Origin of the sequence: Paraglaciecola sp., from assembly GCF_039942875.1 — a bacterium.
Taxonomy (GTDB): Bacteria; Pseudomonadota; Gammaproteobacteria; order Enterobacterales; family Alteromonadaceae; genus Paraglaciecola.
The window spans coordinates 81,096-100,638 of sequence record NZ_JBDVBQ010000004.1; the positions used below are offsets into that span (position 1 = coordinate 81,096).

At 40.4% G+C, this 19,543-nt stretch carries 11 protein-coding genes; 3 read left to right on the top strand and 8 right to left on the bottom strand.

What is annotated here, in order from left to right; genetic code table 11:
• Positions 1-28: 28 nt before the first annotated feature.
• From ABJE44_RS00890 to mutS, 3 genes are all read right to left on the bottom strand, one after another.
• Positions 29-1,660 carry a CTP synthase gene (locus ABJE44_RS00890; RefSeq protein WP_348113050.1) on the bottom strand — a complete coding sequence of 544 codons (1,632 nt, stop codon included), beginning with the start codon at positions 1,658-1,660 and terminating at the stop codon, positions 29-31.
• Positions 1,661-1,856: 196 nt separating this feature from the next.
• Positions 1,857-2,243, bottom strand: a complete 387-nt coding sequence (locus tag ABJE44_RS00895; RefSeq protein WP_348113049.1) for an MAPEG family protein — start codon at positions 2,241-2,243, stop codon at positions 1,857-1,859.
• Positions 2,244-2,255: 12 nt separating this feature from the next.
• The gene (gene mutS, locus ABJE44_RS00900) at positions 2,256-4,838 is read right to left on the bottom strand and encodes a DNA mismatch repair protein MutS (protein WP_348113048.1); all 2,583 of its coding nucleotides are present in this window, start codon (positions 4,836-4,838) and stop codon (positions 2,256-2,258) included.
• Positions 4,839-5,389: 551 nt separating this feature from the next.
• On the opposite strand from mutS, the gene lysC reads away from it, so the two are divergent.
• Positions 5,390-6,751 (top strand): lysine-sensitive aspartokinase 3, encoded by a 1,362-nt coding sequence (gene lysC, locus ABJE44_RS00905; RefSeq protein ID WP_348113047.1) that lies wholly within the window; start codon positions 5,390-5,392, stop codon positions 6,749-6,751.
• A gap of 199 nt (positions 6,752-6,950) precedes the next feature.
• Entirely contained in the window at positions 6,951-8,834 is a 1,884-nt protein-coding gene (locus tag ABJE44_RS00910) for a CocE/NonD family hydrolase (protein ID WP_348113046.1), read from the top strand.
• A 76-nt stretch (positions 8,835-8,910) separates the two neighbouring features.
• Here ABJE44_RS00910 and ABJE44_RS00915 read toward each other — a convergent pair whose 3' ends face one another.
• On the bottom strand, positions 8,911-10,878 hold the full coding sequence (locus tag ABJE44_RS00915; RefSeq protein ID WP_348113045.1) for a sulfotransferase: 1,968 nt from the start codon (positions 10,876-10,878) through the stop codon (positions 8,911-8,913).
• A 90-nt stretch (positions 10,879-10,968) separates the two neighbouring features.
• Complete coding sequence (locus ABJE44_RS00920; RefSeq protein ID WP_348113043.1) at positions 10,969-13,614, bottom strand: TonB-dependent receptor; 2,646 nt, start codon at positions 13,612-13,614, stop codon at positions 10,969-10,971.
• A 274-nt stretch (positions 13,615-13,888) separates the two neighbouring features.
• On the opposite strand from ABJE44_RS00920, the gene betT reads away from it, so the two are divergent.
• Positions 13,889-15,856 carry a choline BCCT transporter BetT gene (betT, locus tag ABJE44_RS00925; protein ID WP_348113042.1) on the top strand — a complete coding sequence of 656 codons (1,968 nt, stop codon included), beginning with the start codon at positions 13,889-13,891 and terminating at the stop codon, positions 15,854-15,856.
• Between the two features lie 285 nt (positions 15,857-16,141).
• Here the strand turns inward: betT and ABJE44_RS00930 are convergent, their stop codons facing one another.
• The 3 genes from ABJE44_RS00930 to apaG form a co-directional block, all read right to left on the bottom strand.
• Entirely contained in the window at positions 16,142-18,166 is a 2,025-nt protein-coding gene (locus ABJE44_RS00930) for a methyl-accepting chemotaxis protein (protein WP_348113041.1), read from the bottom strand.
• A 158-nt stretch (positions 18,167-18,324) separates the two neighbouring features.
• The gene (locus ABJE44_RS00935) at positions 18,325-19,143 is read right to left on the bottom strand and encodes a symmetrical bis(5'-nucleosyl)-tetraphosphatase (RefSeq protein WP_348113040.1); all 819 of its coding nucleotides are present in this window, start codon (positions 19,141-19,143) and stop codon (positions 18,325-18,327) included.
• 4 nt (positions 19,144-19,147) lie between these two features.
• Complete coding sequence (gene apaG / locus ABJE44_RS00940; protein ID WP_133470220.1) at positions 19,148-19,522, bottom strand: Co2+/Mg2+ efflux protein ApaG; 375 nt, start codon at positions 19,520-19,522, stop codon at positions 19,148-19,150.
• Positions 19,523-19,543: the final 21 nt, after the last annotated feature.

Consider the following 19,543-nt stretch of genomic DNA (forward strand, 5'->3'; position numbering starts at 1 on the left):
AATGAAAAGGTCGATTCGATCGACCCAACTAATTGTGACTCTTAAAATATTCCCCTGCGGCTTTTACAAAACCTTCAAACAGAGGGTGACCATCTCTTGGGGTCGAGTTGAATTCAGGGTGAAATTGCCCTGCTACAAACCAAGGGTGATCGGGTACTTCTATTACTTCTACTAAACGTTTATCTGTAGACAGGCCTGTTACTTTTAAGCCAGCAGCTTCGATTTTTTGTCTTAAGTTGTTATTGACTTCATATCTATGTCTGTGACGTTCATAAATTTCAGTTGAACCGTACATCTCGTGAACTTTACTGCCCGGTATAAGGTGACATAACTGACTACCTAAACGCATTGTGCCGCCTAAGTCTGAGTTTTCACTACGAGACTCGGTGCTACCTGCTGCATCTAACCACTCGGTAATTAAACCGACAACTGGGTAAGGTGACTCAGGGTCAAACTCGGTGCTATTGGCGTTTTCCATACCTGCTACGTTACGAGCATATTCAATAAGCGCCACTTGCATACCTAAACAGATACCTAAATAGGGTATTTTGTTTTCACGGGCATATTTTGCTGCAGCAATCTTACCTTCTACACCCCGTTCTCCAAATCCTCCAGGAACGAGTATGGCATCAAGCCCCTCTAATACTTGCTCGCCTTTGCTTTCAATGTCTTGAGAGTCAACATATTTTATATTAACAGCAAGGCGGTTTTTTAAGCCTGCATGCTTTAAGGCTTCGTTAACAGATTTATAAGCATCAGGTAATTCAACATATTTCCCTACCATACCAATCGTTACTTCATTGGTTGGATTAGACTCAGCGTAAAGTACTTGTTCCCATTCTGTTAAGTCTGCCTCTGGGCATTCTAGACCAAAACGCTCAGTCACTAATTCATCCATACCTTGTGCTTTGAGCATGGCTGGTATTTTGTAGATGCTATCTGCATCACGTAAAGAAATAACGGCTTTGTCTATTACGTTCGTAAATAACGCAATTTTTGAACGTTCATTAGAAGGTAAAGGGACTTCTGAACGGCACACTAAAATGTCAGGTTGTACCCCAACAGAGCGCAGCTCTTTTACTGAGTGTTGAGTGGGCTTGGTTTTTACTTCACCAGATGCTGCAAGGTAAGGGACTAACGTTAGGTGCATAAACATGGCACGGTTACGCCCCACTTCGACACCTAACTGCCTTACCGCTTCAATGAAAGGTTGTGATTCTATGTCACCAACTGTGCCGCCAATTTCGACTATTGCAACGTCTACACCTTCGGCCCCTTCAATTACGCGTCGTTTTATCTCGTTAGTAATGTGTGGAATAACTTGAATGGTGGCACCTAAGTAATCACCGCGGCGCTCACGTTTTAACACTTCTTCGTATACTCTGCCTGTAGTGAAGTTGTTGCGCTTAGTCATGCGGGTACGAATAAAACGTTCGTAGTGACCTAAGTCTAAGTCTGTTTCTGCACCATCGTCGGTTACAAAAACTTCACCGTGTTGTATCGGGCTCATGGTACCCGGGTCGACGTTAATATAGGGGTCAAGCTTTAACATGGTGACCTTGAGGCCCCGTGCTTCTAGAATTGCTGCAAGAGAGGCTGCTGCAATACCTTTTCCAAGTGATGAAACCACACCACCTGTGACGAAAATATAATTTGTCATAAGAACCCTAGTATAGGCGTTTTGAATTGAATAGATTTCTGTAAAGTTGGTTTGAATTTCTTATTATTAACTAAGAATAAACCATTACCGGACGGGGGCGTAGTATAAACAAAACTGCTTTCACAGACAAAGAATAATCTAAAATAAAAGACATATGGTATGTCAATTTTGTGAACACACTTATCCAGAATGGAATTTATCCTATAAGTGTATAAATGGCTCGCCCCAAACCACCTATGATTAATATCACGTTAGCGAAAAATCCTAAAATAAAGCCAGCAGCTCGTGCACCAGGATCTTTTACATAGCTAAAGTAGTATATAGGTCGCCCAATCAAGAATAGCACACCAATTGCAGCCCCTAAAACTGGGCTTGCAAAATAAGCAAACACCCATAAAGCAGGGATAAATACAATGAGTTGCTCTAAGGTGTTTTGTTGTACACGGTACATACGCTCCCACGTTGGGTCGCCTGTAATAGCCGGAGCCTCAACCTCATATTTTTCACGGCCCATTCCCACTTTAAATGTAAAAAATAGATATTCTAACAATGCTAACAGGGTAACAATTGCAGGTAATTCCAAGGCGGTCTCCTTTTAATCTTCTGTTGCTAAATTTTTAAGTTGGTATAAATACTCTAAAGCCTGCTTTGGGCTTAAATCATCTGGGTTGATCTGTTTTAAACTTAAACGTAATTCATCTATGGAATTGAGGAGGTCAAGTTGTTGCTCCTTTTTTTGAGGCGCTGCAGGATTATCACTTGTTTGGCTCTCTAATTCTATTAGTTTGCGTTTTGCTTGTTGGATTACACTTTTTGGAACGCCTGCTAATTGTGCTACTTGCAAACCGTAACTTTTATTGGCTGCGCCCTCTTGAACTGCGTGCATAAAGCGAATTGTCTCTTGGTGCTCTACGGCGTCTAAATGCACATTTGCAAGTTCAGCCAGGGTCTCGGCCAACTGAGTCAATTCAAAGTAATGGGTCGCAAATAATGTATATGACTGCAATTTGCGGGCTAAATACTCGGCACAGGCCCATGCTAAAGAAAGGCCGTCGTAGGTGCTTGTACCTCTGCCTATTTCATCCATCAGAACTAAACTATTAGCGGTTGCATTATTCAGTATATTAGCGGTTTCTGTCATTTCTACCATGAAGGTGGAGCGGCCTGAGGCTAAATCGTCTGATGCGCCAATCCTCGTAAAAATGCGGTCAATAGGGCCGATTTGCGCGTTTTCTGCCGGAATGAAGCTACCTATGTAGGCCATTAAAACTATTAAAGCAGTTTGGCGCATATAGGTAGACTTACCTCCCATATTTGGCCCTGTTATTACTAACATCCTGCGTTGAGGATTAATGGCTATGGGGTTGGCGATAAACGGGGTATTCATTACATTTTCTACCACAGGATGCCGGCCTTGCTCAAAATGGATACCCGCATGGGTGGTTAATTCTGGACAATGGTAGTCAAGGGTTTCGGCACGTTCAGCCAAATTAGTTAATACATCTAATTCTGCCAAGGCATCTGCACTTAACATTAACCGAGATAGCTCAGGCAACAGTATGTCGAATAATTCTTCGTACAAACGTTTCTCTAAGGCTAACGATTTACTTTGACTGGTTAATACCTTGTCTTCGTGTTCTTTTAGCTCTTGTATGATGTAACGTTCATTATTTTTAAGGGTTTGACGGCGCACATATTCAGCAGGCACTTGATCAGCGTAATTGCGGCCTACTTCTATAAAATACCCATGAACTCGGTTGTAACCTACTTTTAGGGTAGCAATACCGGTACGTTCCTTTTCCCTTTGTTCTAATTCATCAAGATAATCTGTGGCTCCTTTAGATAAAGCTCTTAGTTCGTCTAACTCCGTATTGTACCCAGTCTTGATAACACCGCCGTCACGTATTAAAACAGGAGGCGTTTCTTCGATAGCTTGGGTCAATAAGTCGGTAAATGCTGGAAACTGGCTAATATCGTTGGCTAATTGCATTAAACCTGTGTTGGCTGATTCTGCAGATTGTTCGGTAACAAAATCTTGAATGTCGGGTAGTAATATAAAGGCTTGTCGCAATCTTACAAAGTCTCTTGGGCGAGCTGAGCGCAAGGCTAAACGCGCTAAAACTCGTTGCATGTCACCCACTTGTTTGAGAGAGCTTTGTAATTGCGGGTAATCACTATTTAACAAAGATTTAATGTTTGCTTGACGCTGTTTTAAAACGTTGGTGTCGGTTAATGGGCGGTGTAACCATCTTTGCAATAATCGGCTTCCCATAGGCGTGGACGTTTTATCTAATACGCTGGCTAGGGTGTGATCTTTACCGCCACTTAAATTTTGGGTGAGCTCTAAGTTGCGTCTCGTAGCGGCATCCATTAGTACTGTATCGGACTCTGTTTCTAGTACTATGTTTCGAATATGGGGTAGAGCGCTTCTCTGGGTATCTTTAACGTACTGCATCACGCAGCCAGCGGCGCAAAGTCCAATCTTGCAATTGGACACGCCAAAACCGTTTAATTCTTTGGTACCGAATTGTTGATTAAGTTGATTACATGCAGTGTCGAAGTCAAACTCCCACTGGGGTCTGCGTCTTAAGCCTTTGCGTTGCTCAATTAGATGAAAAAACTCAAAGTCTTCTGGGTATAGCAACTCCGCTGGTTCAGTGCGTTGAATTTCGGCGATTAGGGTGTCTAAATCTTGCGGCTCACTTAACGCAAAGCGTCCGGTGGATACATCTAAGGTGGCATAACCGAAAAATGTTTTGCTTTGTTTTTTTATGCTCACCACGGCAGCAAGAATACTGTCTTGTTTGTCTTCTAGTAAGGCTTCATCTGAAACTGTACCTGGAGTGACTATCCGTTGAACTTTGCGTTCTACTGGGCCTTTGCTGGTAGCCGGGTCGCCTACTTGCTCAACTATGGCTACTGACTGTCCCATTTTGACTAAGCGGGCAAGGTAATTTTCAACTGCATGATAAGGTACTCCAGCCATTGGAATAGCATTACCGCCAGACTTGCCGCGAGCGGTTAATGATATATCTAATAACTCAGATGCTTTTTTTGCATCATCAAAAAATAACTCATAAAAATCCCCCATGCGATAGAACAAAAGTATATCTGGGTGTTCTGCCTTAATGGTTAAGTACTGTTGCATCATTGGGGTGTGTTCGGAGGATTTAATCATGTTATTAATAGGGGTTCTTTAGGAGTTGTTATTTCATTTTTGGATATTGATACACTGACAAAGTGTGTACTACCAGAAATTAAATATTATGGTTAATTTTCTGGTCTTTTTGTGTTAAAAATATACACGGGCTTATTTAGCTAATCCTTTCTTGTTACTAATAATACGTTGCTTAGCCAGTTAGGGCTAGTCTCAAGCTTTAGAAGTAATAAAATATTTAGGGTAAAAGTGATGGATCTCAAAATTTACGTGATACTACCCGTAAAGCGGACGATGCATTGTATCGAGCAAAAAATTCCGGACGTAATAAAACTGTATTTTATTAATCTCAGTTTTAAATTAATAAAAGCGTAAAGTATTTTGTATGTTGAAATATGTAGTGCATAGCCGACTCTAATATTCAAATTTGAACAAATCCTATCCAGCTAGTCCGATAATCTGAATATACTATTCCAAAATAGCTGAACTTTTAGGCGACTTTTACTTTGTAATTGCTAACAAAACTGCTATTTTCAGCGCCATATGAAGTTGTTAAATAGTGTATCTAGATAGTGAGTAATTCAGACCTTAAAAATATCAATGTCGCCAAGTTTGGCGGCACCAGTGTGGCAAATTTTGGAGCGATGGAAAATTGCGCCAACATAGTTAAAAACAATTCAACAACACGTGTGGTTGTGGTAAGTGCATCTGCCGGTGTCACTAATTTATTGGTTGATATTGCTAATACTGCCATGTCTAAAGAGCAAATTAGACAAAGGTTAGCTGATATCGAAGCTATTCAATATGCCATAGTAGCTGACTTAGAGAATACTGATGAAGTTGTCGATAAATTAGAACAATTATTAACATCGCTAACTGATTTAGCCTTACATGAAGAAATTATTCATCGAGCTGATTTAAAGGATGCCTTGTTATCTCATGGTGAAAGAATGTCATCTCTGCTGTTTAGTCAGGTACTAAAACAAGTTGGAGTGGTGGCTGAAAACTTTGACGTTCGCAACGTGCTTAAAACTGATAATCAGTTTGGTAAAGCAACGCCGGATTTAGAGCAAATCAAAACTGCGACACAAAGTATTATGCAGCCTTCTTTGGCAAACACCGTGTTTGTAACTCAAGGGTTTATTGGTTCTGATGCTGATGGTAATACCACCACACTTGGCCGTGGTGGTTCAGATTTTACAGCAGCTTTGCTGGCTGAAGCATTAGATGCTGCTACTTGTGAAATATGGACAGATGTTATAGGTGTGTATACCACAGACCCACGTATAACAGACGCAGCTCGACCGTTACCCGAATTGAGTTTTGAAGAAGCGGCAGAAATGGCAACCTTTGGCGCTAAAGTATTGCACCCCGCAACTATGGAACCCGCACTTCGTCAGAATATTAAAGTGTTTGTTGGTTCTAGTAGAGAACCAGAAAAGGGCGGAACTTGGATTGTTAAAGACTGTGAGACTGAGCCTGCGTACCGTGCGATAACTCGCCGCAAAGAACAGGTTATGGTAACGGTTAAAACGCCTAAAATGATGTATGCCCAAGGCTTTTTACAGAAAGTGTTTACCATTATTGCTAAACATAAACTAAGCGTTGATTTGATAACTACGTCTGAAATTTGTGTGTCTTTCACTTTAGATAATCCTGCTAATTCAGTTTTAGAGCGTTTAAATCAAGCAACTATTGAAGAGCTGGGGCAATTTTGTGAGGTACTAGTAGAAGAAAATTACGACTTAGTGACAGTGGTGGGCAATAATATGCACAGCGCCGCTGGTGTTTCGAGTAAGATTTTTGCTGCGGTAGCAGATTATAATTTACGTATGATTTGTTACGGTGCTAACCCTCATAACTTGTCTGTATTGGTAAGTGATAAAGATAGCAGCGATGTTGTCTGTGCCTTACATGATGCCTTGTTTGCTTAAAAACGATTAACTAAGGCTAATAGTTAGCCTAGTTTCATATAAATTGATTGGAAAAACGTCCCAAGTGGCGTTTTTTTTGTTTCTGGTATTCAATATCTTTTCCTCGTTTACAATTTAATACACTTTCTTTTAGAGTTTACCCTTGAGTAATAGTAAGGTTGCGCCCGAAAACTTTAACTTAATTTTGAAGGATAACTTAATGAATAAGAAAGCCTTATTCGGTTTTATAGCGTTATGTAGTTACATGATGTTGACAGCATTTGTGCATGCTGCAGAGACTAAAGAAGCAGACAAAAGAGCAGAGTACATCCGCTCACACTTTGCTAAATATGAATATCAAATTCCCATGCGAGACGGTGTAAAGCTATTTACATCTGTGTACGTCCCTTACGATAAATCATCAGAATATCCCATGTTAATGCAGCGCACTCCTTACCGTGTTGCTCCTTATGGTGCTGATAAATACAAAACCAAATTAGGGCCAAGCGATATTTTTGAAAAAGAAGGCTTTATTTTTGTGTTTCAGGATGTTCGCGGTAAGTTTATGTCTGAGGGTGAGTACGTCAATATGCGTCCGCAGGACGCCGGTGACAAAGGTGGTGATGCAGTAGATGATGCCACGGATACCTACGACACTATCGATTGGTTAATTAAACATGTCCCAAACAACAATGGTAAAGTTGGCATGTGGGGCACATCTTATCCTGGTTACTATACATCGGTTGGTGCTATTAACAGCCATAAGGCTCTGAAAGCTATTTCTCCACAGGCGCCTATTGCAAACTGGTTTTACGATGACTTTCATCGTAATGGCGCGTTTTCTACACCTATGGCTTTTATTTTCTTCGATACCTTTGATAAGCAGCGTGAAGGGCAGTTTGCCTATTGGCCAGAAGGTATGAAATCAAAAACTCCTGACGGCTATGACTTTTTCCGTAAATTAGGGCCCTTAAGTAACGTTAATAAAGATTATTTTCATGGTGAGCGACCTTTCTGGAATGAGCTCACAGAGCATCCTAATTACGATGAATATTGGCAGGCGCGTAATGTGCTACCTCATCTTAAAAATGTAAAACCTGCCACCTTAGTTGTGGGGGGCTGGTACGACACTGAAGATTTATATGGTCCACTCGCTACCTATGAGAAAATGTCTAAAGGTAATAAAAAAGACAATGTTCATATCATTATGGGTCCATGGTATCACGGCCAATGGAATGCTAAAGATGGCAGTAAAATGGGCGAAGCTGAGTTTGGGTTTAATACCAGTGCATGGTTTCAAGAGCATATTCTCCTGCCGTTTTTCAAACATAATCTAAAAGGTACAAAAGCTGAATCCTTAGCTGCAGCTACTATGTTCGAAACAGGCGCTAATCGCTGGCGTGAATTCGATACTTGGCCTCCTGAGCAAGGTGAGGATGTTGTGTTATATATGGGCGCTGGAGAAAAGTTGTTAACTCAAAAAGAGTCATTGGGTGGTTCGAGTGATTACATTAGTGATCCAAGTAAGCCTGTTCCTCATTCAGATAAAGTAAGTCGCGGATGGGACAGACCTTATATGGCTGAAGATCAACGTTTTACTGCTAGGCGCACAGACGTATTAGTGTTTAACGGTGAGGTAGCAACAGAAGACCAAACCATTGCCGGTGCAATTGACATCGATTTGTGGGTGTCTACTGACCAAAGTGCGGGTGACTTTGTCGTTAAATTAGTGGATGTGTTTCCCGGTGTAGATGAAACTTCAAATAAAGTAGACAAAGAGACAGGCAACCGTCATGAGTTAGTGCGTTGGGGCATCATCCGCGGCCGATTTAGAAATAGCATGAGTCAGCCAGAGCCATTTGAGCCTAATAAGCCTACATTGGTGAAGTTTGAACTACTAGATGTTCTGCACACCATCAAGCGCGGGCATAAGTTGCAAATTCAAGTGCAAAGCAGCATGTTTCCGTTTATGGATATGAACCCACAAAAATATGTTGATAATATCTTTGAAGCTAAGCCTGAAGACTATGTAAAAGCGCAACACAGGCTTTACCATAGTGAACAATACCCTAGTGCTATTACGTTTAAAGTGATTGAACACTAGTAAGCTTTGAGTCACTTTATTATTGTAACGACAAAACCTTTCTAGGGTGTTTTGTCGTTACTTTTAGTGATTATTTTCAAGTAAAAGCTTTTATTAGTGGGGTTAAGTTTTTCTCAAAGTTTTTCCATTGGTCTTTGGCGGTACTATTGATCGGTTGGCGTACTTGTTCTGAACTTGGGGTTTTAATTGTACGTTTTGTTTTATGAAAATCTAAACAGTTTGTTTCAAAAGGTAATTGGCAAAAGTCGAGTATCCGTCTAACTTCACCTTCTAAATCTTCTATTACATCTTCGTGCTGTACTCGCAACACAAACCCCGGTAACACTTCATCCCAATGTTTCATGAGTGACTGATAAGAGTGATAATAGTGAGCCATGTTTTCTAAGTCGTAAGAAAACTCTTGGCCTTCGGCAAATAGTTGTTTGTATCCACTGAAACAACATGCAATTGGGTCTCGCCTAGCATCAATGACCTTGGCATTAGGTAATATGAATTTGATTAACCCAATATGCATAAAGTTGTTTGGCATTTTATCTATAAAAAACGCTGCGCCTTGACGATAGCATTGAGTTTGTTCGATAAATTGTTGTCCAAATCTAGCGAAGTAGGTGCTGTCTATCTCACTTACTATGTGCGGGTAGCCACTTTTACTATTGCTTAATTTTGCTGCTAGTCCAAGTATGTTGTGTAGCTCCATGGTGCCATCCACTTGAGAGTGAGATGCGAGGATTTGCTCAAGTAATGTTGAGCCAGCTCGAGGTAATCCAAGAATAAAGATAGGGGCAGGGTTGTTGTCTCCTATATGCTTGTGAGACTCAAAAAAGGCTGATGTAAATACCGATTTTTGCGCATTAATTTGTTCGTTGAGTTTCGCTTGAGAATAATGACTAAGTTGATTTTTTAAGTCATTACCCTGTTTATAGTGATCAAATGCAATATCGAATTGTTTGCTGTCTTCATAGGTTTTAGCCAAGGCAAATTCAAAATGTACCCTGTCGTCTTGTTCGATATCAGGTTTTTCTAGTTGGGCCTGCATTTGCGTTAGTTCGTGTTCGCTAAAGCGATACGTTTTGGTGTTAGCTAAACTCCAGTAGGCATCACCAAAGTCAGCTCGAATAGTGTAAGCCGCTTGATAGGCGGCAATAGCTTGTTTTATGTCTCCATTAGCTTTGTGTGCGTGACCTAATAATAGTTGTATACCAGGTAAATTATGATGTTGTTGAAGTATCTGCTGATAGATAACAATGGCTTTTTCAACTTCTCCAATTCCCACCATAGCCCCCGCCTTTGCTGCAAGGTATTGAGGGTTATCGGCTTGTTTGTTTAGTAATAATTGAGCCTGCTCTTTAGCTTGTGCAAACTTACCTAACTTAGAGAACAGTTGCACCAGTGCTAATCTTGCATCTAAGTGATCTGGATGAATTTCAATGCAACTTTCTAAAAGAAACTCAGCTTCATGGTATAGCTTTAATTTAATACCAATTTCAGCGAGTAACATCATGGCTTCTACATGATGCTTGTGCTTCTGTAAAAAGCGTCGGCAAACCGTATCCGCTAGTGCTAATTTGCCTTCATACATTAAATCTTGTGCGCCACGTATCTCGATAGGTAACTTTGCGAGTTGTGCTATTTTTTGCTCTGCCGCTTGCTGTCCTGACGTCTGCGCATACTCTTGATATAAAGGGGCTAATTTTTGCCAACTTGCTAAAAGGGCAGGGTTTAAGCGTGTGGCTTTTGCGAATGCTATGGCAGCTTTGGGTTTATCTGCGGCACTTAAACTTAGATAACCTAGTTCTTGATAGGCCCTTGCATGATTGGGGTTTAAGTTAATTAACTGGTCGATGGTTTTTGTTGCTTCTGCAATTCGACCGTTGCTTCTTTGAGCAACCGCAAGTAAGTACAATACCTCTTGGTGTATTTCTGCTGATGGCTTTGTAGCTAAAGCTTGTTGTGCTAATAAAATAGCCTTATCAATATTATTTGATTGTAATGCACGTTTTATATCGTCAACGTTTATCTGGGGTTGGCTGGCGTTAGTACTCACGTGTTACCTCTATTTTATTTTGAATTTTTTGTACAGATAAAAATAAAGGCAAGCTAAAAGCTTGCCTTTAAGACTTACTTGACTGCTATTTTAATAGAAGTCGTAAGACAATCTCAATCCCATTGTACGAGGGCGGTTAGTTACTACCTTAGGTGTAAACTGCTGCGTATCTATATATAAAATCGCACTTTCGTCAGTTAAATTGTCAATGTAAAGCTCTGCTTTCCAGTCGTCTTTGGTGATGCCCACTGATACATTGGCAATCGCATAGCTATCTTGAATGTAACGGCCACCTTGAAATACATCACCGTTAGAGTCAGTAAAAGACGCGCCTGCATAAACATCAGCTTCTTTTTGGATAGATAATCCTGAACCTGTTCCATAAATTAAGCGGGTGGCATCTTCAGTTACGTATGCATCCATTGCCATTCCGGCTAAACGTTCGCCAGTATAACTTACTGAACCATTTATATAGCCTTCGTATCCATCGTTTAACTCGAAGAAATAACGAGCACGTATATTCCCTGAGAACTCAGCTGAGTAAGGCAGTGATGCGCCTACACTTGGTGCGATACCATCTAACTCTGCGTTAACGCGACTAAGCTCTGTATCCAATAAACTGAACGCGGCATTGATTACTAAATTATCTGTGGCTAACCAAGTAATGTCGGCATCTAGACCTTTTATTTCAGCATCACCTACGTTGTCGGTAAATACTAAAAAGCTAATGTTGGTCGGGTCATAACGTGAGGTTTGCAAGTCAGTTATTTCTGAATAGTAGGCTGTTGCGTTAACTCGTAAAACTCCGTCTAAGAAGTCACCTTTCAGACCTATTTCATAGTTATCAAGGCTATCAGTTGTAGAATAAACTGGAATTCTAAATCCTTCAAAGGCCCCACTTTGATTACTTGCTAGGCCGCCACCTACACGGTTGGTTACTGGCGGTCTAAAGCCTTCAGAGTATGTAGTAAATAACAATATGTCGTCATTCAGTTTATAGTCTAATGATGCTTTGAAAATGGTATCGTCTACGGTTAGTGTTCCGTTATTATCTAACAAACTAACATCAAGTTGCCCACTTGCGATTGCTGCTTGGATTAACGCTGGGTCTTCACCTACCGCTTCTAACTCTGATGCGTCTAATGTGCCAAATGCACGGATACGGCGACTTACATCAACAGTAGTGGTTGACCCTTTAAAGGTATCGTCAATTTGATACCAACGTGCGCCAAAGGTGGCAGTTAATTTATCTGTGATGTCATATTCAGCTTGCCCAAAGACTGCAATCTGTTCAATGGTATGAGTAACATCATTCACAAAGCTGATTTCTGACGAAAAGGGTCCGCCGTCCGAATTTATCCCTTCAGTACCTACTAAAGTTCGTTGTAAATCAGTGAAAAAACCTAACTCAGTATTTGCTATTTTGAATTGGCCAACAGAACTCACTTCTTGGTCATCATAGAAAATACCAGCAGTCACACGCCATGGCTTATCAACATCAGTATTAATCCGAAATTCATGGGTGACACGTGATGTGTCAGTTTTTTCTTTATAGAATTTAGTTGGGTCAATACACACTTCGTCAGCAGGTGTTGCTGCTTCATAATGGTTACATACGTAATATGCAGCAAATAAACCACCGTTAGTGTAACCAGTGTAATCAATGGTTGAACTGATTTCACGGTCGAGGTAACCACCAGTGTAAACTAAGTCTAGTTTGTCTAAGCGGCCTTCTAAGGTCCAAGTGGTTAGTCCGAATTCATCATCGTTGTCTTCTGGAACAAAACGGTTAACTGAACTTTCGCCTTCTAGGTTGGGATCGTAAGCAAACACGCCTTCAGTTTCTAAAGACTGCGCAGTATGTTGAAGTAAGAACGACCAATCTTCGTTGATTAAATAAGAGAGCCCAAACCTCACTCCAGCGTAAATTGCGTCGTTAAAATCATCTTCAACTAGGGTGTCATTTTTAGGAGATATAACTGGCGTGTTCTGTGGATCACTTAATACACCACCAGAAATTCTGTCGATAACGACAGCGCTACCTATATAGCCGCCTTCGCCTGGTTTGTTTAAGATGTTATCAATCCAGCCACCTTGTTTGTCATTGTATGCGACCACGCGTAACGCTAACTCATCGGTAGGGGTGAAATTCATATAGGCTTCGACAGAGTTACTCATTTCGCCGCCTTTAGTACTGCCAATATTGACATCAAGTCCTGCAGAGAAACCTGTATGGTCTGGTTTTTTACTGATCATTCTAACGGTACCCGACTGAGAGCTTGCACCAAATAAAGTACCTTGGGGCCCTGGAAGTACTTCTACTCGTTCCATGTCAGCAGCGTAGACATCTAAGTTTCTTCCTTGCATAGAAACAGGTTGTTCATCTAGGTAAAATGCTACAGAGGGTTGCAATGCTTGAACAGAAGAAACGGCAATGTTGGATTGTGAGGTAGCAGCCCCGCGAATGTAAATTTCATTTTGACCAGGTCCAGTACCTTGAAATACTACGTTAGGCAAGAATTCAACATAGTCATTAAAACTTTCGACGCCAAGTGCTTCTAACGCCTCACCATTTAGTGCAGAAACAGATACAGGTACATCCTGTATAGATTCTGTTCTTTTCGTGGCGGTAACTTGGATGGTTTCTATTTGTGCTTTTGCTGCTTTTTCTTGAGCAATAGCAGGTGTTAGAGCGAGAGCTGTGACAATGGCACAGCTAATTTTAGTTTTTTTCATGAGGGGAGCCTTGTGGGCTATTGCATGCAATGCCAAGGGGAGACGTTAAAGAGACCCAATTGCTTACAATTTAAAATCAGTACAATTTTTTTTCGCGCGGCGGTCATATTATAACCCAACAAGGCGATTATTTCCTGATTCATTATACTTTATCTAAAAAAGTTCAATCAATATTCATATTTCTTGAAAAGTGTAAATCACAGTCATTGAGTATCAAACAGTTTACTGACGGGTTATATTGTGACTATCTAAACTAATCGGTAGACACATTTAAGTGGTTTTAAGCAAATTAGATCAACATCTCAATCGCCCTGTTTTTTATCTTTCCTCATTATTGATCGCAATATTGGTGTTATTTGCACTGGTAAGCCCTAAAACTGCTGATGTTTTTTTTAGCCATCTGCAAAGCACTATTATAGCTAATGGAAGTTGGTTTTATGTGTTGTCTGTGGCAGCTATTTTGATGTCTGTATTGTATTTAGGCTTTTCCAAATACGGGGAAATAAAGCTCGGACCTGACCATTGTAAGCCTGATTTTTCTCTACCTACTTGGCTGTCTATGCTATTTGCTGCAGGTATGGGGATAGGCTTGATGTTTTTTGGAGTAGCCGAACCTGTTATGCATTTTTTGTCCCCCCCAACCGCTACTCAAGGTACAACCGAGGCGGTACGCGAAGCGATGACTATGACGTTTTTTCATTGGGGGTTACATGCATGGGCCATCTATGCAGTTGTCGCCTTAGTATTGGCCTATTTTAGTTTTAGGTTAAATTTACCCTTAACCTTACGTTCTGCTTTGTATCCTTTAATTGGTGACAGGATCTACGGTTGGGCAGGGCATGTCGTAGATATTTTTGCCGTTGTGAGCACTATTTTCGGTATTGCGACCTCCTTAGGTTTAGGAGCCGCTCAGATAAACTCTGGTCTTAATTATTTGTTTAATTTAGAGGAGTCAGTTAACACACAAATCGTATTAATGATTGGAATTATAGCTATTGCCATTGTGTCTGTTGCTACGGGGTTAGATAAAGGCATTAGGCGCTTATCAGAGTTAAATATGGTCCTTGCTATAGCGCTTTTAATCTTCATTTTAGTATTAGGTCCTACTGTATTCTTGTTAACTGCCTATGTGCAAAATACAGGGGCTTATCTGTCGGACATTGTACGTAATACATTTAATTTATTTGCCTATGATAAAACTGACTGGATTGGCGGGTGGACTATTTTTTATTGGGGCTGGTGGTTAGCATGGGCACCCTTTGTTGGATTGTTTATTGCTCGGATATCTAGAGGGAGAACCATTCGAGAGTTTGTAACTGGGGTGATGGTGATCCCAACGGCGTTTACTTTACTCTGGATGACTGTTTTTGGTAACTCTGCCATAGACCTTATTTATACACAGGGTGTCGATAAATTGGGAAGTATGGTGAGCAGCAATGCCCCAGTGGCGCTATTTGTGTTTTTAGAGAACTTTCCGTTTCAACATTTTTTAAGCTTTATTGCTACTTTAATGGTGGTGGTGTTTTTTGTGACATCCTGTGATTCTGGCGCCATGGTGGTGGATATGTTGTGCTCTCACGGTCGAAATGACACCCCCGTTTGGCAGCGTATCTATTGGGCGGTAAGTATAGGCTTGGTTTCTGCTATATTACTGACAGCTGGTGGCTTGAATGCCTTGCAAACCATGACGATTGCCTCTGCCTTACCTTTTGCAGTTATTCTGCTGTTGGCCTTGGTTGGTTTGATTAAGGCATTAAGGGTTGAAGCGCACAAGAAAGCTAGCTTAGCAATGAATTCACACCCGCAACCATCAGATACCGATGGGGGCTGGAAACAACGACTTTCGACCATAATACAATGCCCTAATGAAGCCACAGCTAACAAGTTTGTCGCTGTTACCGCTCGCTCTGCTATGGAGAGTGTGAGTGCTGAACTTGCACTTAACCAAGTAGAATCTAAGATTGTTGGTGATGTGAATAAGCTTACCTTACATGTAGATCATGGCCCAGAACATTCATTTGTGTATGGCGTGAAGTGTGCAAAACATCAACAGCCTAACTTTACCTCTGAACAAGATGAGACAAATGTTGATAATAGCAATGAAGACTACTATCGCGTTGAAGTGCATTTAGCTGAAGGGGGCCAAGATTACGATATTATGGGGTGGTCAAAGCAAGCAGTGATTAACGACATGATTGATCATTATCAAAAACACCTACACTTTTTACACCTTGTTCGTTAATCATTTTTTGGGTATTTGAAGTGTTGCTCTTACTTTGTAAGGGCATCATTAGTATAGGGTTGATAAGCTTTCAATAGACTGTCTAGTGCTTCACTATGCAAGTGAAGATATTAAATCTGCTATCTAAATCATGATGCTGATTTTAGGTTAAGTGCTTTACAACTATTACCTTAAATGCTCTGGGGTATCTGCACATAAAAAGACCCCCAGCAATTAGAATATCTAACTATTGGGGGCCACTTCATTTTCTATTTATTCACTACAGGTCCAATCTTCTATACGATACTACACCTTAAATGCTTGTACTGAACTTTGTAACTCTTCTGCCAGTTTAGCCACTTCTTGGCTAGACTCTGCAGTTTGGTGAGCTCCTGTTGTGGTTTCTTCAGCGATATTCACTATGTTCTCAAGTTTTTCACTAATCTCTTGAGACACAATATTTTGTTCACGGGCCGATTGTTCAATTTGACTACTTACATCATAAGCCTTGTGCACTGCGCTTGTTATAGATTCTAATGCAACGGTAGCGTTTTCAGCTTGCTGAACGCACACAGTGGTCTGCTCTTTACCTTGGTTCATTACAGATACCGCTTTTTCAGCTCCTGCCTGCAAGACCTCTATCATAGAGTTTATTTCTTGAGTTGACTGTTGCGTACGACTTGCCAAGGTTCTGACTTCGTCAGCTACTACTGCGAAGCCGCGACCATGCTCACCTGCACGGGCCGCTTCGATAGCAGCATTTAACGCTAATAGGTTAGTTTGGTCAGCTACGCCTCTAATAACTTCTAAAATACCCCCAATACTTGCGCTGTCTTGGTTAAGTTTATTAATTACTTGAGCTGCTTCTTCAACGTCTTTTGCTAGTATCAAAATGGTGTTTTTGTTTTCTTCTGAAATAGCTTTGACTTTCTCAGCTTCGTTGTCAGCATTCTTAATTTGATTTAGCGTATCTTCGGCATTTTGAGTGACTAATTGAGAGGTACTATGCATCTCAGTAGTTGCTGTAGCTACTTGAGATACTTGCGATTTTTGATCTTGAATAGAATGGGTTGTTTGCGCCGTAATTGCAGAGGTTTCTTCTGCTGTAGCAGCTAATTGAGTTGCTCTGGAACTTATACTTGAAATAAGTGTTTTTAAACTGGCTATTAGGTTATTACAATTCTTAGCTAATTCTCCAAATTCATCATTAGCTGAATCATCAAGTTTACGGGTTAGGTCACCAGTGGATACAATATTAAGTATCTCATTAACTTTATGCAGTGGCTTTATTATTGCTAATACCGTTCTGTATGCAATGGCTGCTGCGATTGCTAAGGACGCCAAACCTATGATAATGGTAATCATTTTTCCTGTTGAAACCGATTGATTTACATCATCTTTTGCACTTTGAGCTTGGGCATCTGCTAATTTTTTGAGGTCATCGAGTTTATCCGACGCCTGAATGATATTTTGTTCTGATGCGCCATAGGCAATACTGGCTTGTTGTTTATTTTCTAAAAGTCTTACTTGGGTTTGTAAAAGCCCCTGTGAAGAGTTGATAGAATCTAACACGTCATCAACAAGGGAGTATATTTCACTTAAAGTACCTGATGTATCTAGGCTACCAGCTTCATCTTGCATTGCAGTTACTTTACTTTGAATTTGATCCGTTACAAATTTGACATCGCTACCGTTAATCTCTGCACGAAGTAAAGTTTCAGTTTTTACATACTCAGCACTTGCCGTAAGTAAGGTCATTAAATTTGATTCTAGACCGTTAGCTATCTCAGAGGTCTGCTGTAAGCTACTATTATCCGCTACCTCATCTAAATCTGCAAAATCAACTATCAGTGTGGATGTATCATCTGCGTTGTCTTCTACGTCTCCAATTATATCCAATAGATTGTCAGCGTATTCCAACTGAGATTTTTTGTTAACAAAAAGTGTATTTACGTTATCTAAGTACTCACGGAATATAGTCTCAGTTTCTACTAAAGATTTACGCAGCGCAGGCTCTCTAGTTACTACAGCTGATAGCGTGCGTAATTCATCTTCAAAATTTTGATGGCTATCTTCAAATGCAACTAATTTTTCTTCTAAGACTTCTGACTCTGTTTCGTAAAGTGCCTCAGTAGTTAATTTACTCATGTTTAAAAAGGCAATTTTTAGTATTTTACTCCCACTAACAGTTGGGAAAGCTAGTGTATTAACTTCCTCAGTAGCGTTATCAATTTTGCTCAAACTGGTGTAAGAAACTACACCTAATATGAACATAAGAATGGTAATGACTGCAAAACCACCTACTACACGAGTTGCAACTGTTATTTTCATGAAACGACCTTAAACTAAGTTGGATGAACCAAACATTGTCAAAGGTTAGTTATTAATTTTATATTAACAAACCTACAATGTGACAAGATTTTAACTATAACCGACTGAACCCAAATTGGTAGAGATAATGGGTATAATTATTCTAAGCTATCGACTGTTTATTGGGTATCTTTATACTTAACTGAATGTTTTACGTTCTTAGATAAATCTAAAAGGGTCAGCTTGTTGCCCCAGATGTAACCAGTATCTAGGCCTGAGGCCTGTGTGGTGTGGGTTACCCCATTGAGAGCAGCCCAATGCCCAAAAATAACTTGTTGTGAATTTTTTAGTTTTTCATTGTGACAGTTAAACCATGGAGTGAGTTCTGAACTCGCATCTTCGGGGGCGGCTTTACAGTCAAAGTCTAAGGTATTCCCATCCTTAATAAAACGCATTCGGGTTAAGGCATTAACGATAAACCGAAATCGTTTAGCTCCTGTTAGTTCCTTATCCCAGATATTTGGTTGGTTGCCGTACATATTAGTTAAAAAAGTTTGCCATTTATCACCTGTTAATTGTTCACTTATTTCGTCGCTGTATGCTAAAGCTTGTTTAATAGACCATTTAGGGTAAAGACCGGCATGGGTTACTAATGAATTTTCGTTAGGTTTGAGGGCTAAAGGTTTTTTTCGTAACCAATTGATATAGGTTTCTATATTTTTACTAGAAAGTAAGGTGTCTAACTTATCATTTGGCTTGGCTTTTCGTATTCCAGAATAAATAGCAAGCAAATGTAAGTCGTGATTACCTAGTACTGTGTCAAAACTATCCCCGAGTGAGTATAAATATTCTATTGTCTCGATAGCATGTGGGCCTCGACCTATTAAGTCGCCCACCGCTATTAATTTGTCTCGTTCAGCTGAAAACCCAACAGAGTCTAAAAGTCTAACTAGACCTGTGAAGCAAGCTTGTATATCTCCAACAATATAAGTTGCCATTGCTTTAATTTAAGACATTGGGCACAGCTAGGCGAAACACATCAATGGGAGCCTCAAAGATTTGTCCATCTGCAGAGAGCATCTCGTAAAACCCCTGCATAGTTCCAATGGGGGTATCTAAAATAGCACCACTGCTGTAACGAAATGACTCACCTTGTTTTATATTGGGCTGCTCTCCAATTACACCAGGTCCCCTTACTTCTGTGTTTTTGCCATTGCCATCGGTTATCAACCAATACCTGGCCATTAACTGCACGCTTTTATCACTATGATTAGTGATCGTAATGGTATAGCTGAAGGGATACTTGTCTTTCTCTGGAATTCTATTTGGCAGGTATTGGGTCTGCACATCAATAACAATAGGTGTTTCTTGACTCATCACAGGGCTCAGTTTCTAATG